This window comes from Gorillibacterium terrae (assembly GCF_051594785.1).
GTDB lineage: Bacteria > Bacillota > Bacilli > Paenibacillales > NBRC-103111 > Gorillibacterium.
In genome coordinates, this window is sequence record NZ_JBPPGI010000006.1 from 1 (window position 1) to 25518 (window position 25518).

Sequence of the window (25518 nt, forward strand, 5' to 3'; positions counted from 1 at the left end):
CATTATTATAACGCAATACGAATTCAAGCGAAACTAAACAACCAGTCACCGATTGAATACCGGCAACTGGCTGCTTCATGACGCAAGGTGTTTTGATCCCTGTCTCGCAAACGGGGGTCAGTTCCGAGGAACCCGGATGCTTTTGCCGTTTTCAGCGTTACCCGTCTTCCGTTCATGCCGGAGACGGTCAATTGTTCGTGCCGGTTTGTTCCTCCGGACCGCTCGCGCTCTTGGTTCCGCCCGTCTGGCCGGACGGACCGTCCGAGCTTCCGTCCGCTCCGCTGTCGGCGATGAGTCCGACGCCGTCGGCGAGCCGGTCGAGCTGCGCGCCATCCGCTTCCGTCGTCGTGAGTCCGAGCCGGCTACGGAAGGCCGTCAGCGCCGTCTTCAAATCGGACTCCTTCGGAACGATGTACGGGCTGATCCACTCCCCTTCCAGGGGGATGAACTCCGTCTCATCCGGCTTGAGATCGCGAATGCGGGCGATCCAGCTTCTCAGTTCGTTCTCCGGTACATCCGTCTTGACATTCTTGCCGGCGATGTCGAGGAGATCGCCCAGATTGACCAGTCCGTTGACGGAGGTCAGCTTTTCGAGAATCTGCTTGAGAACCTGCTGCTGGCGGCCGTTGCGGGCGAGATCGGACGATTCCGCCGTTCCCTGGTTGGATTTGCGGTACCGGACGAAGTCGAGCGCGTCTTTGCCGTTCAGCGTTTGAACGCCCTTCTTCAGGTCGATGTCGGTGCCGTCGGAGGTGTCGCGGTATTTCATGTCCATGTCGACGTCCACCTTCACCCCGCCGAGCTGGTCCACCACCTCGCGGAAGCCCTGAAAGTCGATCATCGCCATGTAATCGAGCGGAACGCCGAGCAGCCGGCTGTACAGCGCCTTGGTATTGGCAAAAGCCGTCGACGGGTCCTCAAGGTAGTAATGGGGAAAGAAGTAGTTGGCCTTGTGGCTGCGAATGTCCCCCGGCTTCAGCTCCAGATCGCGCGGCAGCGAGACGATCGTCGCCGAATCCGTCTTCGGATTGAGCGCGAGCAGCATGATCACGTCCGTGTTCATCGAGCCGTCGCTGCCGCCGCGGCTGTCCACCCCGGTCAGCAGGAACGAGATCGGCTTATCCTCCTCCTCGGGAGCGGGCGTTGCCGCCGGAGAAGACGAGCTCACCGCCGGTTTGGGAGTCGGGGAAGCGGCGATATGGTGAATGGCCTGGTCGGCCTTGTGGTAGATATAACCGGCATACGCGCCTCCGGCGCAGAGCACGACGCCCAAGGTGACGGAGACTCCGACGATCCAGCGTTTGGTTGTCTTTTTCATGCATTCCCTCCTAATCGGCACTAAGGGTACTTACGGCATTTTACCTCGATCCGGGCGCTTATTTGTGTCTATTCTGCGAAAATTCTAGTTTTTTCTGCTAATTTCCCGAAAAATGTCTCCGAATTTCGCCGCCGCTCCTCATCCTGGCCCGAAACGCCGCTTTTCTCTCTTCTATGGTATTATCCCGCTCATAGAATCATACTCGCTGCCGGAGATCGCTCTTGGCGAAATCATCCGGAGTGCGGAACGGGTCTTGCGCGTTCTGTCGGGCCTGGCATCGAGACCGGGCCGCTTCGCGGCGGGTATCCACGCACGGGTGCCGCTGCCCGAAGAATAGGACGGATCAGGCTGTCGAAAGGATGCATATGGACGGAATTTTTTTCATGCGCACGGCTGTCGGCGGCGCCTCCCAAGGATGAGATCCCGACCTTTCGCCCCGCTCCGTCCCCGACCTCGGTCCAGGAACCGAAACAGGCCCCGGTCGGTTTTCCTCCCCGCCTTCGCCCTCTAAACTGAGAGAAGCGATAAATCACAAGGGGGAACAAATCATGGAAACACCGACGGCGCAGCTACTCGGAGTGACCAAACGGATCGGCGGCAAAACCCTGATCGACCGGCTCAGCTTCGAGATCCGCAAGGGGGAAATCTTCGGCTTCCTCGGCCCGAACGGCGCCGGCAAGACGACGACGATCCGCATGATGGTCGGGCTCATGGGCATGACCGAAGGCGATGTGCTGATCGAAGGCAAAAGCGTCTCCAAGGATTACGAGGGGGCCATCCGCCATGTCGGCGCCATCGTCGAGAATCCCGAATTTTACAAGTACCTGTCCGGTTACCGCAATCTGGTCCATTACGCCCGCATGGTTCCCGGGGTAACCCGCAAGCGGATTCTGGAGGTCGTGAAGCTCGTCGGCCTCGAGAACCGCATTCACGACAAGGTAAAGCGGTACTCGCTCGGGATGAGGCAGCGGCTCGGCGTAGCGCAGGCGCTCCTGCACAAGCCCTCGCTGCTGATTCTCGACGAGCCGACCAACGGCCTCGATCCGGCGGGAATCCGCGAGCTGCGCGATTACCTGCGGAAGCTGGCCCGGGAGGGCGGCATTTCGGTGCTCGTCTCCAGCCATCTGCTGTCCGAGATGGAGCTGATGTGCGACCGCATCGGCGTTCTCCAGAACGGCCGGCTGGTCGATGTGCGCTCGATGCAGGAGCTGGTGGCCGGCGGAGAGGCAAGCCGCTTCGTCTTTGAGGTCGACGACCCGTTCAAAGCGAAGGAAGTGATCTCCGTCGCGCGCGAAGCCGAAATCGTGGCGGACGGCATCGAGGTCGCGGCCGAACGGGAGGAAGCGGCGGAGTTCGCCGCCGCGCTCATTCGGGCCGGGGTTCGGTTATACGGCTTCCGCCGGGTGACGAAGAGCCTGGAAGACAAATTCTTGGAAATGACGGGGAGTGATCGCATTGCTTAGGCTCATCAAGAACGAGAACATGAAGCTGTACCGCCGTCCGCGCACCTGGATTCTGGTGCTGCTGCTGGTCGGCATCGCCGCCTTCGCCTCTTACCAGATTCACCGCGTCCAGCCGGCTCCCGCCGATTGGAAGCAAGCCGTGACCGCGGATAGCCAGAATTACGAGAAGTATCTGCAGGACGACCCCTCCCCGGAAGCCCGCGCCTACTATGAAGGGCAGCTTAAGCTGAACCAGTACCGATTGGACCACGAGGTGCCTCCGACGACCGGAACCGCTTGGGGCACCCTGCTCGATCTGAGCCAATTGATTATTCTGGTGACGATCTTTACGGTGATCGCGGCTGCCGATGCGGTGGCCGGCGAATTCTCCCAGGGTACGGTCAAGCTGCTGCTCATTCGGCCGCACAGCCGCGCCAAGATCCTGCTCGCCAAATACCTCGCCGCCCTGCAATTCAGCTTTTTCCTGCTGCTGGTTCTGCTCGCTTCCTCGTACGGCTTTGGGGTACTGTGGAACGGCTTCGATGCCTCGATCCCGAATCATCTCTATCAAGCTTTAGACGGAACGGTGCACGAGCAGAGCCTGCTGGTCCATGTGCTCACCACCTACGGACTGTCCTGTGTCAGCCTGCTCATGACGGTTACGCTGGCCTTCATGATCTCCACCGTCTTCCGCTCCAGCTCGCTGGCCATCGCGCTGTCCATGGCGGTGCTGCTGCTCAGCAACACGGCCGTTTCCCTGCTCAAGGGTTATTGGTGGATCAAATACTACCTGTTCGCCAACACGGATTTGTCCGTTTACCTGGACGGAACGGCGCGCGGGGATATGACGATGATTAACGGAACCGGAGGACCGCTGCGCACAGACATGACCCTGACCTTCTCCATCCTGGTGCTTGTCGGTTACTTCATCGCCATGAATGCCTTGTCCTGGGCGGTCTTCACCAAGCGGGACGTTGCCGCCTGATGGCCATCCCCCGCTGAATAAAGGGCCCCGGCTCCGGGAAACGTTTAACGGACGACCCTCACGGGTAAGAATAGGCAAATTCAAGCGGGAGGCGGAAGCAGCGATGGCAGAAGACAAACGCGTTACGGAAAAAGCAGGAACCTGGGGACAAAATGTGTTCGGCGGGACCACCCCGAACGATCTGGCTACCCCGGCCTGGAATGCGGTCGAAGGCGATGGATTGTCCGGTGCTCCGGATCGGGAGGAGCCGACCGACGCTTTTCATTCGGGCCGCGCCTTCGCCCAAGAGGGACCCGAGGCTTACGATCCCGACGAGCCGGTCGGCGCCATCGACCTGGCCGCCGTGCCCGATGCGGATGAGATCGCCGCAGATTCCCCGGTCGATCCGGCCGCACCTCCGACCGACGTGGTCAACGGGACGGATCTGCTGAACGGGGCAGGCGCCGACGACCCGGACGACGATTTCCGCCGGGTGGACCCCCGCGAGGATCGCTGACGCCATTCCGGGATTTCATCAGTCAGCCAAAAGACGCCGCCATTCCCTCGACTACGGGGATTGGCGGCGTTTCTATGCGTTCATTCGATTCCGGCGTCGGCCAGGAGCCGGGCGAGCGCCTCGTCCGTCTGCCGTTCCAGCTCCAACAAGGCCGCATACGGATCGCCCGGAATCGCGAGCAAGCGGGCGAAGGCGGGCTCTGTCTTGATCCCCGCCGCCTTCCAGGCGACGATCCGCTCCCTGGCCCAGGGCGGCATCAGCCGAAGCAGCCTCGCCTCCACGGCCATGTGGCGGTATCCGTTCTGTTCCTCCGTCGGGCGGTTCTGCGCAAACAGCTCGATCTCCCAGCCCCGGTGGCGGAAGCTGGCGGTGGCCATCTCGAAGCCGTCCGGGCTTGCGCGATAGTTCTCCCGTTCCCCGTACAGCTCCTTCACCCGCGCCAGCCAAGCAGTCAAGTCGGCGGCCTCGCAGATCACATCAAGATCGGAGCCTTCGACATCGATTCCGAGCGGGATGGTGCCCACCAGCCTCGGCGAACCGTCGGCGAGCTCTTCCGCGAGCCGAAGCTCCTTCAGCGTCCGCGCCGCATCCCGCTGCCGGGGCGTTCCGTCCTCCATGCCGGGCGGCAGCAGAGTCGCTTTTGCCTTCTTGTTCATCGGATGCTGCTTCTCCTTTGTTTGCAAATCGAGTTACGTCACGGACAGCACACCGCCAAGCAGGCAGCACACCCCGACCACCGCAAAGGCAATCGACCCCACCCGGTTCACCAGCAGATAGAAGTCGGTCGGCTCCGGGTCCTCGACCCACAGCCCGTATTCGAGCCGAAAGAAAAACTCGACAAACCGGCAGCGAAGCCAGCTTACCGCGAGCAGGAAGACGCCAAGCAGGTAATAGCCAACCTGCCCGTCCTTGGTCCAGAGAGTGGGATCAGCTATCTGCACCAGCGTACCGGCCGGGACCGGATGCTCTTGCGGGTCGGAATAAATCCGTTCTCCGTTCGACGTAACGGCATAACCGATGAACTCCGGAACGAATTCTCCGTTCTCCTGGCGAACCAGAACCAACCCGCTCAGCTCCTTAGCCACCCGGGTCCCGATGGAATCGGTCACTTCGTATTGATCGGCCCCTTCGACCGCGTCCATCCGCTGCACCTGAAAAGCTTCCTGCCCGATATGAATCTCGGTCCGCTTGCCGTCATGCCGGATGGTAATCGGTTCGCCCTGCCCTTTCGTCCGGTAGAGCTCGCCGCCGCCGCTGGTTCCGGCATACCGGTATTTGGCCCCATCCACATGAAAGACCGGGTCGCCGAACCGGGGGATGGACCATACGACCGCTGCCAGGATCAGCGCTCCAGCCAGCACCAGCAACCACCGCCGCCAGGTCCATCCTCTTGGGCCCATGCCGTTATTCCGTCGCTGCTCCCCTTGTTCTCCGTTAAAGCCGCTCTCCTCCACCATCGACCGATCCCTTCAGGTTAAAAGTAAACTCTTTCCTAATTTAACGCAAAAGACGGTCGCCGGTTTCATCGGGTTCGGCTGCTATTCGGTCGACTGCTATTCGGCTTGCTGCTTGCCGGTCTCTGCTCCTTCCCAGGCGTACTCCATCTGCCGGGCCGCCTGCAGCGCCCGTTCTGGCCCGAGCAGCCGCTCCACCGCGTACAGGGAAATATCGATCCCTGCCGAGACGCCGGCCGACAGCAGTATCCGCCCGTTGTCCGTGTAGCGCGCATCCTCGCGGATTCGCGCCGACTGGGGAGCGAGCTCACGCAAGAGCGCGATGGAATGATGATGCGTGGTGATATCGAGCCCGGCGAGAAGACCGGCCGCCGCCAGGAGCAGCGCTCCCGTGCAGACGGACAAGAGCATCTCGCAGGCTCCGGACGTCGCGGCGATCCAGTCGAGCAGCGCCGGATTGGAGATTTCGCGGCGCGTCCCGAGCCCGCCGGGTACGAGGAAGATGTCGGGGATCGGGCAATCCCCGAGCGTATAATCCGGCAGCAGCTTCAAGCCGCCGACCGCCCGGATCGGCCGGACTTCCTCCGCTACCGTAAATAACTCGAAATCTCCGCCCTGCTTGCCGGCCATGGCAAATACCTCGTAAGGGCCGCTGAAATCCAGCACCTCCACGTCGTCGAATAACAAGACGCCGACTTTGCGCACCCGGTTCGCAGTTTCCGCTCGGCCTGCGCTCGCTTCCCGACCTTTTACTCGGCCTGCTTCATCCGCTGTTCGCGCTTCCGCCTCTTCGTTCATGGCTTTCGCTCCCCCTCTCCTCCGACTCACTGGCTGAAGCCGCTGCAAAATACGCCGCCAAACGATCGGCGATCTCGTCTTCCTTCAGCTTTCGCTTGAACTGGCCGCGGTACAGATCCTTTCCCTGCTTGGGCATAACTTCGATTCGCCGCCAGCTGTCCCCATAGACCGAATAACCGAGCAGCTTCTCGCGCGGGACGAATGTCGGGCCGACCTGCAGCCCGCGTTCCCCCAGCTTGAAGCGCATGCCAACCGTAAGCGGCAGCGCGAGCAGCGCGGCCAAAAGACCGGCTTGCCACGGGTTGACGTGAAGAGCGAGGATCGCAGACATCCATAAGAGATTAAGAGGATAGACATACGGCCTGACGATGAGGGAACTCCCCTTAAGCACCGGCTCCCCCGCCAGCGCCGAGGCCTTGAGGGAACGCCAGGCCAGAATCAGATAGCCGATGAACATGAGCGCAAGGAAACCGATCGCATACGGTCTCATCGGCTGCCGCTCCATTCCCGGTCCAGCATGGAGTAGAGCAGGGAATCGTGGTACCGCCCCTTGGCGAAGCGGTGCTCCCGCAGATGGCCCTCCCGCTGCAGCCCGAGCTTCTCCAGGACGCGCGCCGACGCCGCGTTCTCCGGGCGGCAGGTGGCGTAGAGCCGGTGCAGCCCCAATTCCTCAAAGGCGAACCGCATGAGCTCCCGGCTCGCTTCCGTGGCATAACCGGCATTGCGGTGCTCGGGGGCGAAGCAGTAGCCGAGCTCGCCGCGGAAGCCGTCCCGGTACAGACAGACGCCGCCGGCAAGCCGGCCGTCTTCGCGCCGGATCACCGCCAGCTCAAAGCCCGTGCGCGGGTCGGCCCCCGCCGTTTCCGCCGCCGAAGCGAGGAACGCTCGCGTATCCGCCTCCGTGTTCGGTCCCCATAGCATATGCTTCGTCGTCTCGGCATCGGATGTGTAGCGATGTACCGCTTTATAATCGTTGCTTGCATACTCGCGCAGAACAAGCCGTTCCGTCTCTAGCTCCATGGCAACCCTCTCCCGTCGGGCCTTCGTGCCCGCATTTTGCTGATTCCTTGACGGCTCTCGCCCTTGCCCTGCTGTCTGCCCTGACGCCTTGGCGCCGAACTTGCGGCAGATGCCCGTCAGCCGCGGCGGAACGCAATTTCTCCATTCACGACCGTGAAGCGGGTCTGAATGCCCAGCCACTCCTCCGGGTCGTCCGCGAACGGCCGGTCCGTCACCGTAAAATCGGCGGCGTACCCGGAGGCCAGGCTGCCCCGCAGCCCTTCTTCGCCCGCCGTCTGAGCGCTGCCCCGGGTGTACAGCCGGACCGCCTCGGCCAGGGTCAGCCTCTCGTCCGGCTCGTACCCCTCATGGCGTTCCCCCGGCTTGCGGCGGGTCACCGCCGTATACAGCCCGTGGTATGGGCTGAGCGGCTCGATCGGGGCATCGCTGCTTCCGCCGCAGGGAATGCCGGCCTGCAGCAGCGTTTTCCAGGCGTAGCGGTGGACCGGCCGGCTGCCGAGCCGCTCCCGTACCCACGGGTAGTCGCTTGCCACGAACGGCGGCTGGATGTCGGCGGCGAGCCTCAAGCGCCGCATCTGGACGAGCTGTTCCGGGCGAAGCACGGGCGCGTGGATCAGCCGGTCGGGAAGCGGGCTCGCCGCCTGGACCGGCTGCCGCTCCATCTCGGCGAGCGCGAGCCCGGCGGCGGCGTCGCCGATGGCGTGGACGGCGACCGGGAAGCCGCCCGCCCGCGCCTCGCGGACAATGGCGGCGAAGGCCTCGGGCGTGTGAATCGGGATGCCGCAGTTGCCGGGGTCGTCGGCGTAAGGCTCGCCGAGCCAGGCGGTTCGCCCGCCCAGAACGCCGTCGGCGAACAGCTTGGCGCCGCCGATGCGCAGCCATTCGTCGCCGTCTCCCGCCCGCAGGCCGAGCTCGGCGGCTTCGGCGAGGAACGGGTAATAGACGAGCTGATGGGTGCGCAGCCGGATGCCCTCCTCGCGCAGCTCGCGGTGAAGGCGAAGCAGGAGGTCGAGGCTGCCGAGGTAGCGCAGGTCGTCGGTATGCACCGCGGTCAGGCCGAGCGAGAGCGCATACTCGGCCGCCCGCCGGATGCAAGCCTTCTTGGCGGCGTAATCCGGCTCCGGCAGAACCGCCTGGAAGGCGACTCCCGCATCCTCGTAGATGCGCCCGTTCAGCCTCCCCCGCTCGTCGCGGCCATAGGCGCCGGAGGCCGGGTCTTCGGCGTCCTCGCCGATGCCCGCCCGGCGGTAGGCCTCGCTGTTGGCCAGCCAGGAATGGTAGCAGACGCGCGTCAGCAGAACGGGATGCTCCGATGTCACCGCGTCCAGCTCGTCGCGGTTCGGTGCGACCGCCGGGCGGAAGGCATTCTCGTTCCAATTGAGCCCGAGAATCCATTGCCCCGGCGGAGTGGCCGCCGCCCGCTCCCGCAGCAGGCCGAGCATGTCCTCCTTCGAGGCTGCGCCGCTGAAATCCAGCGCGGCCAGCTTCATTCCCTGCATCGACAGATGCATGTGACAATCCGCGAGACCGGGCAGCACATAACCGCCCTCCAGGTCGACCTGCCGGTCCGCTCGTCCGGCAAGCTGCAGGCCGATGTCCCGATCGGTCCCGACCGCCCGGATGAGACCGTCCTCCGTATAGATCGACAGGCTGCGTTCTTGCTTCTCCGCAAGCGGGTCGCGCCCGCCGCGGTACCAGATTCCCGCCATTCTTTCTCCCTCCGTCCGGTTTTCTTCGCTTCGTTGCCCTTCCTATTCTTTGCCGCTCGCGGCAGCGGTCGCACCCGCAGGCCATCGTTTCATCCATTCTACCCGCCGCTCCCGAGTCTGACCAGTCGGCCGACCAAAAAAACACATGTCCGGAGGGGACATGTGCCTCAAGCCGTCGACGGGCCGCTATCAGGAAGAGGGGGAACCGTCGGCGGCGCCGCTGTCAGGTTGAAGGGGGAGCCGCCGACAGGGCCGCCGCGCTCGGGTCGGAGGAAGCCGGGCGCCTCAGCCGGAACATCCGGCGGTAGAGGGCCAAGCTGGCCAGCCCCATCAATGCCAGCTCCACTCCCATCGCCCAGGGAGGGATGAAGCCGCCTAGGGTCACCGACAAGGCGCCGATCATCATCGCCCCGCGCAGCGTCAGCGCGTTGACCGCCATGTAGGAGCCGCGCCGGTCCTCCGGAACGAGATCCGCGAGAACCGCCTGCTTGCGCGGGGCGTAGATCAGTTCGCCGAAGGAGACGACCACCATCATGGCAATCAGCAGCCACGGAACGGTAGAGGAGATGAGGAAGACGTAGCCCAGCGTGTAGAGCGCAAGCCCGCCCAAAATCACGGTGTTGTCCTTCAGCTTCATCGTCCGCTTGCGGATCCAGGTGCCGAGGAGGACGACCGCCACCGTGTTGATGATGTTCAGCAGGCTGAACAGCTTATAGCCGTCCACGCTCACGGTGTGGCCGAATACGGTGAACAAGGCCGTTTCGCTTACGGCGTCGGACAGGTGAATGGGCGTATAATTGTTGAATTGCAGTTGAATGGAAATGTCGAGCAGCGAGGCCGCGAGAAATACCAGAAACACCCCGTTCGTCACCACGGTCCGGTAATTGGCGGCCGTGCTTCGCAGGAAGCCTTGGCGTTCCTCCGATTCCGGGGGGGAGGCGGATTTCCGGCTTTCCCTGATGAAAAATACCAGAATGCCGATGGAGAGCAGCGAGACGACGCCCAGCGCCACAAACAGCTCCAGCCGGTGCAGCTTAAAGAAGAAGCCGCCGACGATCATGCCGACCAGCACGGAAATGTTCCACAGCCAATAGTCGAGGCTATAGATGTAGCGGCGCTCTTCGCTCTCGCTGGAATCGATGATGAGCGCGTCTCCCGCCGGTCCCGACAGTCCGGAGCAAAAATAGCAGAAAAAGAAGCCGGTATAGACCAATGCCGGAGAGTGAACGGCCGCCGTACTGCCGACGACCATTCCGGCGATCGCCGCGAAGCGGAGAATTTCCGTCCCGACGAGCAGCGCTTTTCGGCCGATCCGGTCGGATAAATGTCCCCCGAAGATGCCGGCCGCAAAGGCGAGAAACACAGTGGCCGTCATCAGAATTCCCGTCAGTTGTTTTCCGAATTGAGAGGCCAGGTAGATGCCCATAAACGGAAAAATACAATTGTTGATCATATGCGTCATAACCCGCTCGATCATCCGCGCCTTGACGTTGCGCTGTAGCTTCCAAAAAGACATGTCCAACTTCGTTCCTCTTTCCAGCAAGCTCCAATTGGCTTTTTTACTACTGACAGTAGGACACTTTCAATAATTTGTCAATGCTGTAATTTTATCGCGTCGGTTGAATCCGGTACCACTGCCGGTAGGCCTCGCGGAAGCCATGCTTTTCGTAGAGGGCGGTCGCCGCATGGTTATCCGCCAACACCTGCAGGAACGCCTCCTCCGCCCCAAGCCGGCGGGCCTCCGCACAGAGCGCCCGCAGCGCCCGGCCGGCGTATCCTCTCCTGCGGAAGCCGGGCGCGGTCATCAAGTCGTACACGGCAGCCCGCCTTCCCGCTACGGCGGTGAGGCCGACGGCCGCCGTCGCCCCGTTCTCGCCTATCCGCACGTATACGCTGGGGTTCGGCTGCAGCCCGAACAGCCGGGAGATGGTGGACCGGTGCAGCTCCAGTCCAGGGTTCAGCGCCAAGTAGTGCTCCAGCCAAGGCTCAGGCTCCAAGCGTTCGATTCCTTCGTCCCAGCCTCCCGCCCCCTCCTCCCCGAAGGCTTCCAGCCTCGCCGTCTGGACGCTGACCACTTCCGCCTTGCGGTAGCCCCGCCGCTCCAGTTCCCGGTCCAACCCTTCCGGCTGCGACGCGTCGGTCATTTTGAACACCGTACAAGCCCCCAGCCGCGCGTAATGCTCCTCGCACAGGGCGATATGCTCGTCCACCGGAAGCGGGGACGGATAAAGCGGCAGAACCGAATTGGCCCGCTTGGAATACCCCCCGGCGGAGCGCAGGAGCCAGCCCCCCAGGCATTGAACGGAGAGCGCCGGCCAGGTATTGGCGGCGAATTCCTCGTAAGCGGCGATGCGCTGACGCATCGGGTCTGCTTGCTTCATGAAACGTCCTCCTTGCCGGGCCGGATTTGCCTCGCCGAAGTTTTTCATCACTATACCACGAATACGCTAGGCCCGAATGAGGTTTCTTCACCGATTATCCCCATATGAACAGGCATACCGCTAGTCCGATCCGGAATATGGGTAAAGAGAGGGAGGACATCCTGAATCGACCCCCATCCAAGGAGGCGTATAAAAATGAACCCGAATTCCTTGTCTGCCGCCGGAAGCCGCGAGCTGTGGCGCTGGCTTAATCCGCTGGCCGCCGTTGCCATGCTGATCGTCAACTATCTGTTCTCGACCAACCCGCCCAGCGGGCAAACCACCCAGGCAATTTCCGCTAAATACCCGGTGATGATCACCCCGGCCGGTTACGTGTTCCCGGTGATCTGGGGCCTTATCTACGCACTCGTGATCGCCTTCTGTATTTATCAAGCGCTGCCCGGCACGCTGAACAACCGGAGAATCCGCCGAACCGACGGGCTGTTCCTGCTCAGTTGCCTGTTGAACATCGCCTGGCTGTTCCTGTGGAGCAATGACCGGATCTTTGCCTCGACCCTGGTGATCGTGCTGCTGCTCATCACGCTCGTTCTTCTCTATACGCGCACCCGCTCCGTTAACGCAAAGCCGGGTCTTGGCGACCGCCTTTTCGTGCTTCTGCCCTTCAGCCTCTATACGGCCTGGATCACCATGGCCACCTTGGTGAACGTCGCCGTTTTCCTCTATCAGTCGGAGTGGAACGGCTTCGGACTCAGCGACACCTTCTGGGCGGTGGCGATCCTGACAGCGGGAGCAGCGCTAGCGACCGCGGTGAGCCGAGCTTACCGCGATCCGGCCTTCGCAGCCGTCTTCGTCTGGGCCTTCGCCGGAGTCGCCGTCAAGCAGCACGAGCATCCGGCCGTCTTTGCCGCATCGCTCATCCTCGCCGCGTTCATGCTGGCCATCGCGCTCTCTCTCATTCCTTTCTTCCACCGTACCTGGTCCATGCCCGGCAAAGAGCGGGCCCGGTAATCTTCTCGCAACCCCGTTCTGCTCAAAAATAAAGGTTCGCTTAATCGGAGTGTACCGATAAAGGAGAGCTTCCGCTCAAGTCATTCCTTGTAAGCACTAAGGCTCTTATTCGAAAAGATACCGTTTCTCCCCGTTTCAACGGCCGCCCATCCGGGCGGTCTTTTTTGTCGCGCATTCTTGCCGGAAGGCCGCCGCCATGATACATTATGTAATATGTTACAATTTGTATCAGTGTCGATATCAGAACACAGCCGGCCTCTTTCGCCGGCGGATCGGAGGCGAACGCCAGCATGGACCTTCTCGCGCCAAAACGGCTTCCTCTCAAGGCAGCCGCCCTGCTTCTCTTCGCCTTGACGGGAGCGGCTGCGGCGATACAGCCCGCCCTTCTCTTGGCCTTCAGCCTGGGGGCGGCCGTCTTTGCCGTCCTGTTCTTCCGCCTCGGCCTGCCCCGCCTGCTTCTGCTCGGGGTCTCGGCGGTCGTCGTCCTGCCGCCGTCGAATTTCTGGCCCCCGTCGCTTACGGTCGGCCCGCTCAACCCGCTCAATCTCACCGTCTTTGCCGCTTTTGCGCTCGCCCTGCTGTACAAGGCCAAGGACGAGCCCGTATCGGCGCGCAAAGCCCCCTTCTTCAGCCTTTTCGCGGTGTTCCTGCTCGCCGTGCTCGTCAGCGCCTTCGCGGCGGAATATCCCTCCGCTACGCTGTATCAGACCTTCCGGTTCGTCACCGGTTCTCTGCTGGTCTACACGGCGATGCACTACCTGCTCACCGACGGAAAACGGCTGGAATTCGTCATCGACGCGGCTGCCTTCTGCTTTTCCGTCATGTCGGCCCTCGCGGTCGTCGAATACCTCCTGGAGGACAATTTTATCTTCCACACGCTCCTGCACCAGCCGATGCCGAATCTGACTTTCTACCGGGTGTATCGGGCTTATTCGACCACGGCGCTGCCCAATGTGCTCGCCTGCTTGAACGTGACCCTGCTGCCGCTGCTCGTCTATCGGATGCGCCGGGGCGTGCGTCCGCTGCAGAAATGGCTGTACGGCTCGACATTCGTCCTCCAGCTCGCTTCGCTGTACTGCACCATGTCAAGAACCTCTTGGCTCGCACTTGCGCTCATTGCGCTCCTGTACCTGGCTTTTCGCCGGAACAAGCTGCGCACCCTGTCGATCGTCGCCGCCGCTGCGCTGTTCGTCTGGGGGTTCGTCCTTCCGGCCATTCAAGGCACCGCCGCCGCCGAGAAGCTCAGCCTGCGGCTCAGTCCCGAGCAGGTCGTGGACACGGGCTCCTACTGGCACCGGATGTACAAGTTCAAGAGCGCCGTGCTCATCCTGAAGCATAGCCCCTACATCGGCATCGGCTTCGGCAATTACCCGCTCGTCTCCGGCGAGAGCCGCTATCTCGACAGCGGCGACCCGAACGCGCTCAACACCTTCGACAATACGTACCTGAAGATGGTCTCCGAGACGGGACTCGTCGGGTTGAGTCTGTTCCTGCTGCTGATCGGCGCCGTCACCTGGTCCGTCGCACGCGGATTCCTCCGCGGCCGGGGCCATTACCGCTTGCTCTGCGGAGCCGTGCTGCTCGCGATCATCGCCTTCCTGCTCATCTCCGCTGTGCTGGAAACGTTCTGGTGGAATTCGCTCAACATTTGGTTCTGGACGCTGGCGGTTATCGGCATGAAGGCTTCGGGGCTTGCCCGGGAGGAGGCCGCTACCGCAGCAAAGCCATCAACAGCGCCATGACGACGAGGGCGGGAAGCATGTTGGCAACGCGGATTTTCTTGATCTCCAGCAGATTCAGCCCTACCCCGACGATCATGACCCCGCCGACGGCGGAAATCTCCCTAACCGTCAAAGCGAGCGCGCCGGGACTGAACCGGCCGGCAAACCAGAAGGCCGCAAGCGCGATCGCGCCCTGGTAGACGAATACGGCAGGCGCCGAGAAGATAACGCCGATGCCGAGCGTAGAAGCGAGGATTAAGGCGACCATGCCGTCCATGATCGATTTGGTGTACAAGAGGGAGTGCCCCTGGCCCGTTGCGCTCTCGATCGGCCCGAGGATAGCCATGGCGCCGATGCAGAAGATCAGCGTCGCCGTGACGAAGCCTTCGCCGACCTTGCCCGAGCCGGCCGCCCCGACCTTGCGCTCCAGCCAGGCGCCCGCCCGCTCGAAGCCCCGTTCCACGCCGACCGCCTCGCCGATCAGCGTGCCGGCGGCGAGGCTCACGACCAGATAGAGCGGCTCTTCTCCCTTCAGCGCCATACCCGCTCCGAGCACGCAGGTGAAGATGCCGATCGCTTGGATCACCGTGCGGTGCATCGTCTCCGGCATTTTCGGCAAAACCAGGCCGAGCAGACTGGCGGCGACAATCGCCAGCGCATTGATGATGGTTCCCCACAATGACATGAACATGTCCGTTTACGTCCTCTCTACGGCATCGATTGCACAACAGGCGCCCCGTTCCCAAAAGGACGGGGCGCCTGCTTTCGTCTGCTCGCTTGGTTTAAAAAGCCGTCGTCTTGGCTTAGGCTCTATTTGGCGGAGTCGTGAAGGCTATGAACATTCTGATGAAACTGCTTGATGACCTGCTGCAGGTATCTTCCGTCTTGCCTGCTGAGTCCGCGCTGATTCTGCTTCATGATCAGCTCTTGCATATTGCGTTTCAGCATCTCCGACTGGCGTTCCAACACTTGTTCACGGGTCAACTTCGTCCACTCCCTAATTTGAATTGGCTCTGTCCGACGGTCGGCCCCGGCGAACGCGCGAGGACCGGCTGCCGGAGACGGCCGGTTCGAAAGAGGTTGCCTCCCCTCCGGGAAGCCCGCTTTCTTGTTTCAATGTTTTTCATTATAGCGCGTTTTGCCGGAGCGATAAAACCGGATTTTACCGCTCTCCCGGGTAAAATCCGCCATCTTCGGAAGACTGCGCCCCGGGAAGACGGCCTAATGAAAACATGCTCCCGTTTTCGCCTCTTTATCTCGGTAAAGCGTCTTCCGGAGAAAGTCCGGCTTATCGCCCGACAAGCGTGCGTTTATCAAGGCCAGCCGCTTCACTGGAGGGCCTTCCATGAATCGAGCAGAGCCCGCAGCGGGGTAACCGCAGGTTTGCACGCAGGTATTGGTGTGGCGCGGGGCTCGCAGCGGGGTTTGGTGTATACTGAAGTGTATACTGAAAAAAGTGGGATTTCCCCGCTTGAGGCAAGACCTGCGAAAGGAGCTTCTCATGAATCCGGACCTGCTGCTGGACCGCCAGCGCACCTTCTTTGCCACCGGGGCCACCCTGCCCCTGTCCTTCCGTCTGGAGCAGCTCGAGCGGCTGCGCGGCGCTCTCGAGTCGCATGAAGCCGATCTGTTTGCCGCGCTTCGCGATGACCTGCACAAATCGGAGCGGGACAGCTTCCTCACCGAAACTGCGCTGTGCCTGACCGAAATCTCCTTCATCCGCAAGCGGCTCGCCCGCTGGATGAAGCCGAAGCGCGTGCCTACGCCGCTTACCCATATCGGCTCCGTCGGTCGGATCTATCCGGAGCCCTACGGGAGCGCCCTCATCCTCGCTCCCTGGAATTATCCGGTCCAGCTTGCCATCGCTCCCTTGATCGGCGCGATCGCCGCCGGCAACTGCGCCGTGGTCAAGCCTTCGGAGCTGACGCCGCGGGTCTCCGCCGTGCTGGCCCGCCTGATCGGCGACACCTTCCCGGCCGATTACATCGCCGTTGTGGAGGGCGGGGTGGACGCAAGCGAGGCGCTCCTCGCCCAGCCGTTCGATTACCTCTTCTTCACCGGCAGCCCGGCGGTCGGCCGGATCGTCATGGAGAAGGCCGCCCGCCATCTGACGCCCGTCACCCTGGAGCTGGGCGGCAAATCGCCGGTCATCGTCCACCGCGATGCCGATCTCGCCAAGGCGGCGAGACGCATTGCCTGGGCCAAAACCCTGAACGCGGGTCAGACCTGCGTCGCCCCCGATTACCTGTACGTGCACGAGGAGGTCAAGAAGCCGCTGCTGGCCGCTCTGCGAGAACAGGCGAACGCCTTTTACGGAAGCGACCCGCTGCGCCATCCCGATCTGACCCGGATCGTGAACGAGCGGCATTTCCGCCGGCTCGTCTCGTATCTGGACGAGGGCCGCGTCGTCTTCGGCGGCGGCTATGACGAAGCGACCCGGGCCATGGAGCTGACCGTCCTGGAAGCCATGGATGCGGACTCCGCCGTCATGCAGGATGAAATCTTCGGTCCGATCCTGCCGGTCCTTACCTATCGCGACCTGAACGAAGCGCTGGCCGGCATCCGCAGCCGGCCGAAGCCGCTGTCGCTCTACCTGTTCACCGAATCGCGGGAGATGGCCCGCCGCGTGCTGCGGGAGACGTCCTTCGGCGGCGGAGCGGTGAACGATGCCGTCTATCACCTGGCGAGTCCGTATCTGCCGTTTGGCGGCGTCGGAACGAGCGGCACCGGCAGCTACCACGGCCGGGCGAGCTTCGACACCTTCACGCATTACAAAAGCGTGCTGCACCAGACAAGCCGCTTCGACCTGCCCTTCCGCTACCCCGATTCCAAAGCGGGATTGGGCCTGCTGCGCAAGCTGATGAAGTGAGAGAAGGAGCGGCCGAACGGCAAAAGTGCCGACAGAACGCATAACGGCAAAGGGGAAGTGGGATAGTAGACAAAGCGTCCCGCTTGAAGCGGCCGGCGCCATTCCCGCCACGAATAGGAGAAGGCTTCCCATGTCGAAACTGTACCGCTCCTCCGCGCTTGCGGTCGTCGCCGTTATTCTGCTCCTTGCCAGTCTCCCCCTCACCGCGCTGACCGGCTCGCGGGCCGACACCGCTCATGCCAACCGAACCGCCGAGCTGGCCGATTCGTCCGCAGTCGGAGCTGATCGGACCGCTTCCGCTGCTGATCAGACCGCCTCCGCAGCCGAGCAGACCGTCTCCGCCGCTCAGCAGACCGCTTCCGCGGCTAAGCGGAGCGCCGCTGCGGCCAATCCGGCTGCCGCTGACCTGGCTGCGGCCGCTCCGGTTCCCGCCGTTCCCGCCCAAGCCGACGGCGCCTTCCACTTCGGCTTCAAGCGAAGCAAGGGGGGGCAGCCCGCCTCCATCGACGAAGAGGGCTTCAAGGACATCCTGGAGAAGCACCGCGCCATCTTCCGGGGCACCTCTTCCGCCGTTCCCGGAGCCAAGGACCTGTATCTCACCTTCGACAACGGCTACGAGAACGGATTTACCCCGGCTATTCTCGATGTGCTGCGCGACAAGAAGGTTCCGGCGATCTTTTTCCTGACCGGCCATTATGTGCTGAGCAAGCCGGAGCTGGTGAAGCGGATGGCCGCCGAAGGCCATCTCATCGGCAACCACTCCTGGAGCCACCCCGATATGACGCAGGTCTCCGACGGCAAAATCCGCGAGGAGCTGGCCAAGGTCAAAGCCTCCGTCACGGAATTGACCGGCGTCCCGAAGATGGCCTTCGTGCGGCCGCCGCGCGGCATCTTCAGCGAGCGGGTCCTCCGCGTCTGCGCGGAGGAGGGCTATTCCAACGTGTTCTGGTCCGTCGCCTACAAGGACTGGGACCCGAATGAGCAGCGCGGCGCGGATTACGCCTACCGTCAGGTCATGGCGCAGCTTCATCCCGGCGCAGTAATCCTGCTGCACTCCGTCTCGCGGGACAATACCCAGGCGCTCGCCCGAATCATCGACGACGCCCGCAAGCAGGGCTACGAATTCAAGAGCCTCGACAGCATCGCCGCCCGGACGTATTGATTCGTCCGCAAGCGGGAATGCTGTCGGCTTCCCATGCCAAAAAAAGCATCCCATCCCCCGCTTCAAACAGGGGGATGGGATGCTTTTCTGCGCTCTATGCCGGTCAAACGGGCGCCGATATGCTTTTCTGCGCTCTATGCCGGTCAAACGGGCGCCGATATGCTTTTCTGCGCTCTATGCCGGTCAAACGGGCGCCGATATGCTTTTCTGCGCGGGACGCCGCTCTTGGCTTTGCCACCAGGCCGCACCGCGCTAGCCGATGGTGATCTTGCCCTCGGGGTAGCGCACGAGTTCCTTCTCGTGCTTCGGCGTAAGAGCGAAGGCCAGCGTCACGGGACCGAGCCGGCCGACGAACATCATCGCCATGAGCAGCGCCTTGCCGAAGCCGGTGAGCTGCGGCGTGAGCCCGGTCGAGAGACCGGCCGTGGCGTATGCCGAGGTCGCCTCGAACAGGATGCCGAGGAAGTCGTAGCTCTCGGTGACGGACAGGATCATCGCCCCGAGGATGATGAAGAAGAAGGAGAACAGCGTGAACGTGATCGCTTTGTTGACGCGGTCGCGGGCGAGCCGGCGCTTGAACAGCACGATGTCCTCTTTGCCGCGCAGCATGGCGATGACCGCTCCGACGAGAATGGCGAAGGTCGTCACCTTGATGCCGCCGCCGGAGGAGCCGGGCGCGGCCCCGATAAACATCATCAGGATCGAGAAGAATTGGGTCGCCTGCCGCATGCCGCCGACGTCCAAAGTGGTCACGCCGGCCGAGCGCATCGACACCGATTGGAACAGCGAGCTGAGCATCTTTTCGGGAAAGGACAGCTTTTGCAGCGTGAGCGGGTTGGTGTACTCGAAGACCAGGATGACCAGCCCCCCGAAGACGATCAGGAAAAGTGAAACGGACAGCACCACCTTGCTGTGCAGGGTAAGCTTGCGCCGTTCGCGAAAGTGCAGCAGATCGTCGATGACGATGAAGCCGATGCCGCCGAGGAAGATGAGCACCATCGTCACCACGTTGACGAACGGGTCGTCCACGTAGCCGATGAGGCTGCCCGGCCGTCCGGGAAACATGCCGAACAGATCGAAGCCGGCGTTGTTGAAGATCGAGATGCTGTGGAACAGGCCGAAATAGATCGCCTGGTCGGCCGGCATCTCCAGGAGGAAACGGACCGACAGCAGGAGGGCTCCCACCGCTTCGATCACGAGCGAATAGAGCAGTACGCGGCGGATCAGCCGAACGATGCCCTCCACCGAGCCGTGGTTCATGGCTTCCTGCAGGATCAGCCGCTCCTTGAAGGTGATTCGCCGCTTCGCCACGAGGGCGACGAGCGTCGCCATGGTCATGAACCCCAGCCCGCCGAGCTGCACGAGCGTGAGAATGACCAGTTGGCCGAATAAGGTAAAATCCTCTCCCGGGCTGATCACCGACAGTCCGGTGACGCAGGTGGCGGAGGTGGACATGAACAGGGCGTCCAGGAACGGCAGGTCCCGGGCGCCGTGGAAAGCGATCGGCAGGTTCAGCAGGAACGCGCCGATGGCGATGATGACGATAAAGCCCAGGGCCAGCACCTGCGGCGGATGAAGCCGGGCCAGGCGGAGGGACCGGGCGAGCGGGATGAAGGGCTTCAAGAGGTCGGTTCCTTTCCCGGTAGAATGGCTAGGCAGCGGGGCGCGAAGGAGCCAAAGGCCATAGCGGCGGCCATGCGCCTCCGCCACGTTCCGCTCCCTCCCCGCGTCCGCTTCTCAAGGCCATTGTATAAGGCCTGTCCGCCGATGTAAAGGACCGGCCCCGGTCAGACGCCCTTGTCCAGCCCGTATTCGAACAGCCGCTCCGCCTCGGTGAAGCGCGCTTCCGGCGTCGGCGCGCCCATGACGACGGCGATCAGCCGCTTGCCTTCCCGGCTGACGGTGCCCGTGAAGCAGTAGCCCGCGTCGCTGGTGTAGCCCGTCTTCAGGCCGTCGTTGCCCCTGAAGCCGAAGCGGCCGCCGGGCAGCATCTCGTTGGTCGTCGGCAGCACCACCGACCCGTTCTTCAGCCGCGCTTCCGGCTGGCTGGTGATCTGCAGAACGTCCGGATACTTGCGGATCAAATGGGACGCCAGCATGCCCGCATCGCGGGCCGACATCCGGTTCTCTCCCTTCGGCGCGTCCTTGCCGAGCCCCTCCAGATCGCGGCTCCCGAGCCCGGTAGCGTTGTGGAACACCGTGCCTCTAAGCTTCAGGTCCGAGGCCGTCCGGTTCATCCGCTCCACAAACTCCTTCTCCGAGCCGTCCGCGGCATACTCCGCCAAGGCGACGGCCGCGTCGTTGGCGGAATGAATCGCCATCGCCGCAAACAGGTCCCGCACGGACCAGCTCTCGCCTTCCCGGGCATTCATGCCTGCTCCGGGAACGGAAGCGGCGTAAGCGCTGAACTCAACTTCGTCCTCCCAGCCGATCCGGCCTGCGGCGATATCCTCCAGCAGCACGTATTCAGTCATCATCTTGGTCATGCTGGCCGGCGGCAGCTCCTGCTGGCTGTTGCGCTCGAACAGCACCTTCCCGTCGGTCACGTCGAGCAGGTAAAGGGCGCTTGCCTCCACGCCGCCGAAGACCGAAGCCGCGGCGGCCGGCAGCGAACCGCCGCGTTGGTCCAGCGCGTAGCGGATGATGCGGGGCGAGGCGGCAAGGACGACCAGAATGGTCACAATGGCGGTTATGCGTTTCATCGGGCTCCAACCCTTTCTCTCATGTCTTTGCCCTAAGTATAACGGGCAGGGTTTAAGCGCCGTTTAAGAAGAGCTTAAGATTCCTTAAGAAGAAGGGCGAAGCGGGAATATCTCCTCCGTAAGCGGCAGCCGGAACCGGAACACCGTCCTCGTCCCGTCGCTGTCCGCCTCGATCTTCCCGCCGTGGCGTTCGATCATGCTCTTGGCGATCGCAAGCCCGAGGCCGGACCCGCCGGTATGCTCGCTGCGCGATTTCTCCACGCGGTAGAAGCGGTCGAATACGTAAGGCAAATCCACAAGCGGAATCGGTTCTCCGTAATTGATGACTTCGGCGACCGCCTGCTGCCCTTCCCGGCGCACAGCCACGTCGATATAGCGCCCGGTTGCGCCATACTGCATGGCGTTCGCCAGAAGATTCTCGAAGACGCGGATCAGCTTGCCGGGATCGCCCGCAACGAGGAGCGGCCCGGACGGACGGGACAGCCGCCCTTCCATCCCCATCTCCAGCAATTGAATCCGATACTCCGTGAGGAGCTGGCCCGCCATCTCGGCCAGATCGACCGGCTGCAGCGCGATCGGCAGCTGCTCATTGCGCAGCCGGGTATAATCGAACAAGTCGCGGATCAGCTCGTTCAGCCGCGCCGCCTTGTCGGAGGCGATCTGGACGTAATGCCGGAGTTCCACCTCGTCGCGGTAGTTGTCCTTGTCGATCAGCTCCAGGTAACCGATCAGGGAGGTCAGCGGCGTCCGCAAGTCGTGCGAGACGTTGGTGATCAGCTCATTCTTGGTCTGCTCGGATTTCCGTTCCTCGGCCAGAGAATCCTGCAGCCGCCGCACCAGCCCGTTGATCTGGACGGCCAGCTCGGTGTGCTCGTTGTTCTGCCGCACGGGCACAGTCTCGCGGAAATCGCCTGCGGCAATCCGCTTGACGGAGCGCTGAATCTGGCTGACGTAGATAAACCGCCTCACGTTGAAGAGAACCATGTACAGGACGATGAACAAGCCGAAGAGCAGCTCCACCATGACCTTCGTGCCGCCGAAGAAGCGGATGACATCGAACAAATGCAGCGAGGGGTACCGCTGCGCGAGCTTGATGATCCGCTCGTAGACCGATTGGATCGTAAACAGCGTCAGGAACGCCAGCACAAAGCTCCCGAACAGCTGCAGCACGAGCTGCCGGATGAGACGGAACACGGAATTAGCCATCGATCTTATACCCCACTCCCCAGACCGTCACGAGAATCCGCTCGCGCATCTCCCGCTCCAGCTTGTCCCGCAGGTTGCTGATGTGCACCATGACGGTGTTGTTCGAATCGTAATACTGCTCCTGCCACACCTGGCGAAAAATCTCCTCCGCTCCCATCACCCGGCCCGGCTGGCTGGCGAGCAGATGCAGAATGCCGAATTCCTTCGAGGTGAGGTGCAGATCGTTGCCGTTTACCGTGGCCGTGTGCGTCCGGCTGTCGATGGTCAGCGGGCCGATGCGGATCTCGTCCCGTTTTTCCGAGCTGCGGTTGTATTGGTAAGTGCGGCGCAGCAGCGATTTGATCCGCGTCACCAGCTCCAGGGGGTGAAAGGGCTTTGCCAGATAATCGTCCGCTCCGGTCATCATGCCGGCAATCTTGTCCATCTCCTCCGCCTTGGCGCTCAGCATGAGGATGGGAATCGAGCGCGTCTCCCTCACCCGCCGGCAGAACTCCATTCCGTCCATCCGCGGCATCATGACGTCCAGCACCACCAAGTGGTACTCGTTCTCCGCGAGCCGCTCCAACCCTTCCTGGCCGTCCGCCGCGGTATCGCAGGCCATTCCTTCATGGTCCAGGTAGATCCGAACCAACCCGGCAATCGCCGGATCGTCGTCCACGACCAGAATGCGGTAATCCATGCTCCAAACTCCTTCTGCAAAACCTTCGTTTCCCCTATCATAACCAATTCCGGAGCAGGCGTCCGCCCCTGCCGTCCATTCTTAAGAAATCTTATGATGTTGTGTCTTCCAGCGGGTTCCCATATAATATTGTGAAAGGGGGGGTGATTGAGTTGGAAAGTTGACGCATACATTCATACAGTCGAATAACTTCAATCACTCAAAAATCCCGGAGGTGAATATCCGAACCCGCGTGCGGGGAGGATGAACGCTTGGACGATGGTTTATCGATTCTATGGAACCTGATTGTCGTAATTTTTCTTGTGCTGTTGAACGCTTTTTTCGTGGCAGCGGAGTTCGCGCTCGTGCGCGTCCGTTCCAGTCGTCTGTCTGAACTGGCGGCCACCGGCAACAGCCGGGCGAAGGTCGCCCAGCATGTTTCTTCGAAGCTCGATGCTTACTTGTCTGCCTGTCAGCTCGGGATAACCCTGGCGTCCCTCGGTCTCGGCTGGGTGGGCGAGCCGGCGGTGGCCGATCTCATCGTGCAGCCGTTTATGCATTGGGTCGGCGCGCCCGAATATTTGGTGCACCCGGTTTCGCTCGGCGTCGCGTTCGCCGTCATTACCTTTCTGCATATCGTACTCGGGGAGCTTGCCCCGAAATCCATCGCCATTTTCCGCGCGGAGGCAACCTCGCTCTGGTTGAGCGCTCCGCTCCTGTGGTTCTACCGGGTGATGTACCCCATCATCTGGCTGCTGAACGGGGCCGCCAACACCATCCTCCGCTGGATGGGCATCGAAGCGGCGTCCGAGCATGAGGCAAGCCACACCGAAGAAGAAATTCGCATCTTGATGAAGGAAAGCCAGAAGGGCGGCCATATCGACGAGAACGAGCTGACCCTGGTGGAGAACATCTTCGAGTTCTCCGAGCGGCTGGCCCGGGAAGTGATGATCCCGCGCACCGTGGTGGAATGCCTCTACGCCGACCTGAGCTTTGAGGAGAACCTGACATCGGTCATGGAGACGCGGCATACCCGCTATCCCGTCGTCATGGAGGAGAAGGACAACGTCCTGGGATTCATCCTTTCATCGGATATCTATAACGCGGCGCTTACCGCTCCGGATCGCTCCCTGATCAAGCTGGAGCCGATGATCCGCCCCGTCCCGCACATTCCCGAATCGATGGAGATCAGCCAGGTGCTGAAAGTCATGCAGCGGGAGCGGGTTCACATGGCCGTCGTCGTCGACGAATACGGCGGCATGGCCGGGATTGTCGCCATGGAGGACATCCTCGAGGAAATCGTCGGTGACATTCATGACGAATGGCAGGAGGAGCGCCCGGAGGTCGAGGTGTTCGACACTTACACCTCCGTAGACGGCCGCTTCCTGCTCGATAAGCTGAACGACCTGTTCCGCCTCGACATCGAGGACGAGGAGATCGACACGGTCGCCGGCTGGGTCTATCAGCAATTGGAGGAAAAGCCGCGCGTCGGCATGCAGGTCTTCTACGAAGGCATCCGCTTCGAGATCGCCGAGCTCGACAACCTGCGGATCGAGCGCGTGACCATTCACGCTCTGCCGTATCACGAGGAGCTTCTGGAGGACGCGTCGGGCTAACCCTGACCGACCACGCGGACCCGCAGCCTTTTAAACCCTAATAAAAAGCCCTTCCCATTTGGAGCAAGCGAATTCGCTGCGCCGGACGGGAAGGGCTTTTTTGGCGTGGTACCGGTCTTAGGAAAGCGCCGGATTCGGGCCCGGGGTGAGAGGAATCGGACCGTGGACGGCCAACTGCTCGATGCCGCGAACCTGGATGCTGACTCCGGCGTGAAACAGTTCATCGGAGCCCAAGAAAGCCAGCACGTCATTCTGATACAGCCGGAGCACCACATTGGGGCCGCCACCGGCCAGGAGCTCGGCCGCCCGGAGAAACTCGCCTTGGGGCATCTCCTTGCCCTCCGCGAGCAAAGCGGCATTGAGCTTCTCCTGCTCGTACAGGTCCAGCTCGAAGGAGATGACGTAGTTGAGCAGACTCATCGTCGAGGCCAGCTTCATGCTGTCGCTGAGCGGCAGCGGATCGATGATCTGCAGCAGCGTGTTTTGCAGGTTCAAGAAATCGGGCTCGGAGGGATACGTCCGAAGCAGCAGCTGCGCCGAGCAGGGGTATTTGCCAAGTGCGGCGCGGATGCTGAAGGCAAAGCGGACGAGCCGCTCCTGCCAATCGCCGTGCAGCTCGGCCCCCTCCACCGCTTCCTTCGCCACAATGTTGGCGAGCGCCTGGAAGATGCTTTGCTTGTTCTTAAAATGCCAGTACAAGGATGCGGCTTGAATGTTCAATTGGTCCGCCAGCTTGCGCATGCTGAATTCTTCGATGCCGACCGTACGCAGCAGTTCCCAGGCGGCGGATCGGATCGCTTCCTCGTTGATTTGCACATGTTTCAGCCTCATGGCACCAGCCTCCTCCCTCTATCATACGCCATCCCGTACAGCCTGAAAAGTCAATCTAACATCGTTAGATTTTTTGATTTACAAGTTAATCTAACGGTGTTATATTCAGTCTAACATCGTTAGATTAATCGGCGATGATTCC

At 62.0% G+C, this 25518-nt stretch carries 24 protein-coding genes; 8 read left to right on the top strand and 16 right to left on the bottom strand.

What is annotated here, in order from left to right; all coding sequences use genetic code 11:
* Positions 1–187 precede the first annotated feature (187 nt).
* Positions 188–1318, bottom strand: a complete 1131-nt coding sequence (locus tag ACSEXS_RS18640; RefSeq protein WP_438434758.1) for an LCP family protein — start codon at positions 1316–1318, stop codon at positions 188–190.
* Between the two features lie 548 nt (positions 1319–1866).
* Between ACSEXS_RS18640 and ACSEXS_RS18645 the strand changes: the two genes are divergently transcribed.
* The 3 genes from ACSEXS_RS18645 to ACSEXS_RS18655 all read left to right on the top strand — a co-directional run bounded on the left by ACSEXS_RS18645 (position 1867) and on the right by ACSEXS_RS18655 (position 4241).
* Complete coding sequence (locus ACSEXS_RS18645) at positions 1867–2781, top strand: ABC transporter ATP-binding protein (RefSeq protein WP_438434759.1); 915 nt, start codon at positions 1867–1869, stop codon at positions 2779–2781.
* The gene (locus tag ACSEXS_RS18650) at positions 2765–3745 is read left to right on the top strand and encodes an ABC transporter permease (RefSeq protein ID WP_438434760.1); all 981 of its coding nucleotides are present in this window, start codon (positions 2765–2767) and stop codon (positions 3743–3745) included. The genes ACSEXS_RS18645 and ACSEXS_RS18650 overlap by 17 nt, the downstream gene beginning before the upstream one ends.
* 103 nt (positions 3746–3848) lie before the next feature.
* Positions 3849–4241 (top strand): hypothetical protein, encoded by a 393-nt coding sequence (locus ACSEXS_RS18655; protein ID WP_438434761.1) that lies wholly within the window; start codon positions 3849–3851, stop codon positions 4239–4241.
* An 80-nt stretch (positions 4242–4321) separates the two neighbouring features.
* Here ACSEXS_RS18655 and ACSEXS_RS18660 read toward each other — a convergent pair whose 3' ends face one another.
* The 8 genes from ACSEXS_RS18660 to ACSEXS_RS18695 form a co-directional block, all read right to left on the bottom strand.
* Entirely contained in the window at positions 4322–4897 is a 576-nt protein-coding gene (locus ACSEXS_RS18660) for a DUF4269 domain-containing protein (protein WP_438434762.1), read from the bottom strand.
* Between the two features lie 33 nt (positions 4898–4930).
* On the bottom strand, positions 4931–5698 hold the full coding sequence (locus ACSEXS_RS18665; RefSeq protein WP_438434763.1) for a DUF6199 family natural product biosynthesis protein: 768 nt from the start codon (positions 5696–5698) through the stop codon (positions 4931–4933).
* 96 nt (positions 5699–5794) lie between these two features.
* Positions 5795–6493, bottom strand: coding sequence for a DJ-1/PfpI family protein (locus ACSEXS_RS18670; protein WP_438434764.1), 699 nt, complete (start codon positions 6491–6493; stop codon positions 5795–5797).
* On the bottom strand, positions 6459–6983 hold the full coding sequence (locus ACSEXS_RS18675; RefSeq protein ID WP_438434765.1) for a hypothetical protein: 525 nt from the start codon (positions 6981–6983) through the stop codon (positions 6459–6461). Before ACSEXS_RS18675 ends, ACSEXS_RS18670 begins: the two co-directional genes overlap by 35 nt.
* Entirely contained in the window at positions 6980–7513 is a 534-nt protein-coding gene (locus ACSEXS_RS18680; protein WP_438434766.1) for a GNAT family N-acetyltransferase, read from the bottom strand. Before ACSEXS_RS18680 ends, ACSEXS_RS18675 begins: the two co-directional genes overlap by 4 nt.
* 116 nt (positions 7514–7629) lie before the next feature.
* The gene (locus ACSEXS_RS18685) at positions 7630–9222 is read right to left on the bottom strand and encodes an amidohydrolase (RefSeq protein WP_438434767.1); all 1593 of its coding nucleotides are present in this window, start codon (positions 9220–9222) and stop codon (positions 7630–7632) included.
* A 223-nt stretch (positions 9223–9445) separates the two neighbouring features.
* Positions 9446–10738: an MFS transporter gene (locus ACSEXS_RS18690; RefSeq protein WP_438435044.1), complete on the bottom strand. Its 1293-nt coding sequence runs from the start codon at positions 10736–10738 to the stop codon at positions 9446–9448.
* Between the two features lie 91 nt (positions 10739–10829).
* Entirely contained in the window at positions 10830–11603 is a 774-nt protein-coding gene (locus ACSEXS_RS18695) for a GNAT family N-acetyltransferase (protein ID WP_438434768.1), read from the bottom strand.
* Between the two features lie 195 nt (positions 11604–11798).
* Between ACSEXS_RS18695 and ACSEXS_RS18700 the strand changes: the two genes are divergently transcribed.
* The gene (locus ACSEXS_RS18700) at positions 11799–12611 is read left to right on the top strand and encodes a TspO-related membrane protein (protein ID WP_438434769.1); all 813 of its coding nucleotides are present in this window, start codon (positions 11799–11801) and stop codon (positions 12609–12611) included.
* Between the two features lie 290 nt (positions 12612–12901).
* Positions 12902–14353 carry an O-antigen ligase family protein gene (locus ACSEXS_RS18705; protein ID WP_438434770.1) on the top strand — a complete coding sequence of 484 codons (1452 nt, stop codon included), beginning with the start codon at positions 12902–12904 and terminating at the stop codon, positions 14351–14353.
* On the opposite strand, the gene ACSEXS_RS18710 is transcribed toward ACSEXS_RS18705, so the two are convergent.
* Positions 14322–15023: a DUF554 domain-containing protein gene (locus tag ACSEXS_RS18710; protein WP_438434771.1), complete on the bottom strand. Its 702-nt coding sequence runs from the start codon at positions 15021–15023 to the stop codon at positions 14322–14324. The genes ACSEXS_RS18705 and ACSEXS_RS18710 overlap by 32 nt on opposite strands.
* 119 nt (positions 15024–15142) lie before the next feature.
* The gene (locus ACSEXS_RS18715; RefSeq protein WP_438434772.1) at positions 15143–15316 is read right to left on the bottom strand and encodes a hypothetical protein; all 174 of its coding nucleotides are present in this window, start codon (positions 15314–15316) and stop codon (positions 15143–15145) included.
* 517 nt (positions 15317–15833) lie between these two features.
* Here ACSEXS_RS18715 and ACSEXS_RS18720 point away from each other — a divergent pair.
* Both ACSEXS_RS18720 and pdaA read left to right on the top strand, forming a co-directional pair.
* A complete protein-coding gene (locus ACSEXS_RS18720; RefSeq protein WP_438434773.1) occupies positions 15834–17201 on the top strand; it encodes an aldehyde dehydrogenase in 1368 nt (455 codons plus the stop codon).
* A 406-nt stretch (positions 17202–17607) separates the two neighbouring features.
* Entirely contained in the window at positions 17608–18363 is a 756-nt protein-coding gene (gene pdaA, locus ACSEXS_RS18725) for a delta-lactam-biosynthetic de-N-acetylase (protein WP_438435045.1), read from the top strand.
* A 252-nt stretch (positions 18364–18615) separates the two neighbouring features.
* Here pdaA and ACSEXS_RS18730 read toward each other — a convergent pair whose 3' ends face one another.
* The 4 genes from ACSEXS_RS18730 to ACSEXS_RS18745 form a co-directional block, all read right to left on the bottom strand.
* Positions 18616–19974 (bottom strand): TrkH family potassium uptake protein, encoded by a 1359-nt coding sequence (locus tag ACSEXS_RS18730; RefSeq protein ID WP_438435046.1) that lies wholly within the window; start codon positions 19972–19974, stop codon positions 18616–18618.
* 176 nt (positions 19975–20150) lie between these two features.
* On the bottom strand, positions 20151–21065 hold the full coding sequence (locus ACSEXS_RS18735; RefSeq protein ID WP_438434774.1) for a D-alanyl-D-alanine carboxypeptidase family protein: 915 nt from the start codon (positions 21063–21065) through the stop codon (positions 20151–20153).
* Between the two features lie 84 nt (positions 21066–21149).
* Entirely contained in the window at positions 21150–22271 is a 1122-nt protein-coding gene (locus tag ACSEXS_RS18740) for a sensor histidine kinase (RefSeq protein ID WP_438434775.1), read from the bottom strand.
* On the bottom strand, positions 22264–22950 hold the full coding sequence (locus ACSEXS_RS18745) for a response regulator transcription factor (RefSeq protein WP_438434776.1): 687 nt from the start codon (positions 22948–22950) through the stop codon (positions 22264–22266). Before ACSEXS_RS18745 ends, ACSEXS_RS18740 begins: the two co-directional genes overlap by 8 nt.
* A 251-nt stretch (positions 22951–23201) precedes the next feature.
* Between ACSEXS_RS18745 and ACSEXS_RS18750 the strand changes: the two genes are divergently transcribed.
* Positions 23202–24545 (top strand): hemolysin family protein, encoded by a 1344-nt coding sequence (locus tag ACSEXS_RS18750; RefSeq protein ID WP_438434777.1) that lies wholly within the window; start codon positions 23202–23204, stop codon positions 24543–24545.
* Between the two features lie 117 nt (positions 24546–24662).
* Here the strand turns inward: ACSEXS_RS18750 and ACSEXS_RS18755 are convergent, their stop codons facing one another.
* Entirely contained in the window at positions 24663–25376 is a 714-nt protein-coding gene (locus ACSEXS_RS18755; protein WP_438434778.1) for a TetR family transcriptional regulator, read from the bottom strand.
* Positions 25377–25518 lie beyond the last annotated feature (142 nt).

Excerpts from the sequence above, each read along its gene's own strand:
- ACSEXS_RS18640 (WP_438434758.1), bottom strand. The coding sequence starts at position 1,318 with ATGAAAAAGACAACCAAACGCTGGATCGTCGGAGTCTCCGTCACCTTG.
- ACSEXS_RS18645 (WP_438434759.1), top strand. The coding sequence starts at position 1,867 with ATGGAAACACCGACGGCGCAGCTACTCGGAGTGACCAAACGGATCGGC.
- ACSEXS_RS18655 (WP_438434761.1), top strand. The coding sequence starts at position 3,849 with ATGGCAGAAGACAAACGCGTTACGGAAAAAGCAGGAACCTGGGGACAA.
- ACSEXS_RS18660 (WP_438434762.1), bottom strand. The coding sequence starts at position 4,897 with ATGAACAAGAAGGCAAAAGCGACTCTGCTGCCGCCCGGCATGGAGGAC.
- ACSEXS_RS18665 (WP_438434763.1), bottom strand. The coding sequence starts at position 5,698 with ATGGTGGAGGAGAGCGGCTTTAACGGAGAACAAGGGGAGCAGCGACGG.
- ACSEXS_RS18670 (WP_438434764.1), bottom strand. The coding sequence starts at position 6,493 with ATGAACGAAGAGGCGGAAGCGCGAACAGCGGATGAAGCAGGCCGAGTA.
- ACSEXS_RS18675 (WP_438434765.1), bottom strand. The coding sequence starts at position 6,983 with ATGAGACCGTATGCGATCGGTTTCCTTGCGCTCATGTTCATCGGCTAT.
- ACSEXS_RS18680 (WP_438434766.1), bottom strand. The coding sequence starts at position 7,513 with ATGGAGCTAGAGACGGAACGGCTTGTTCTGCGCGAGTATGCAAGCAAC.
- ACSEXS_RS18685 (WP_438434767.1), bottom strand. The coding sequence starts at position 9,222 with ATGGCGGGAATCTGGTACCGCGGCGGGCGCGACCCGCTTGCGGAGAAG.
- ACSEXS_RS18690 (WP_438435044.1), bottom strand. The coding sequence starts at position 10,738 with ATGTCTTTTTGGAAGCTACAGCGCAACGTCAAGGCGCGGATGATCGAG.
- ACSEXS_RS18695 (WP_438434768.1), bottom strand. The coding sequence starts at position 11,603 with ATGAAGCAAGCAGACCCGATGCGTCAGCGCATCGCCGCTTACGAGGAA.
- ACSEXS_RS18700 (WP_438434769.1), top strand. The coding sequence starts at position 11,799 with ATGAACCCGAATTCCTTGTCTGCCGCCGGAAGCCGCGAGCTGTGGCGC.
- ACSEXS_RS18705 (WP_438434770.1), top strand. The coding sequence starts at position 12,902 with ATGGACCTTCTCGCGCCAAAACGGCTTCCTCTCAAGGCAGCCGCCCTG.
- ACSEXS_RS18710 (WP_438434771.1), bottom strand. The coding sequence starts at position 15,023 with ATGTTCATGTCATTGTGGGGAACCATCATCAATGCGCTGGCGATTGTC.
- ACSEXS_RS18720 (WP_438434773.1), top strand. The coding sequence starts at position 15,834 with ATGAATCCGGACCTGCTGCTGGACCGCCAGCGCACCTTCTTTGCCACC.
- ACSEXS_RS18735 (WP_438434774.1), bottom strand. The coding sequence starts at position 21,065 with ATGAAACGCATAACCGCCATTGTGACCATTCTGGTCGTCCTTGCCGCC.
- ACSEXS_RS18740 (WP_438434775.1), bottom strand. The coding sequence starts at position 22,271 with ATGGCTAATTCCGTGTTCCGTCTCATCCGGCAGCTCGTGCTGCAGCTG.
- ACSEXS_RS18745 (WP_438434776.1), bottom strand. The coding sequence starts at position 22,950 with ATGGATTACCGCATTCTGGTCGTGGACGACGATCCGGCGATTGCCGGG.
- ACSEXS_RS18755 (WP_438434778.1), bottom strand. The coding sequence starts at position 25,376 with ATGAGGCTGAAACATGTGCAAATCAACGAGGAAGCGATCCGATCCGCC.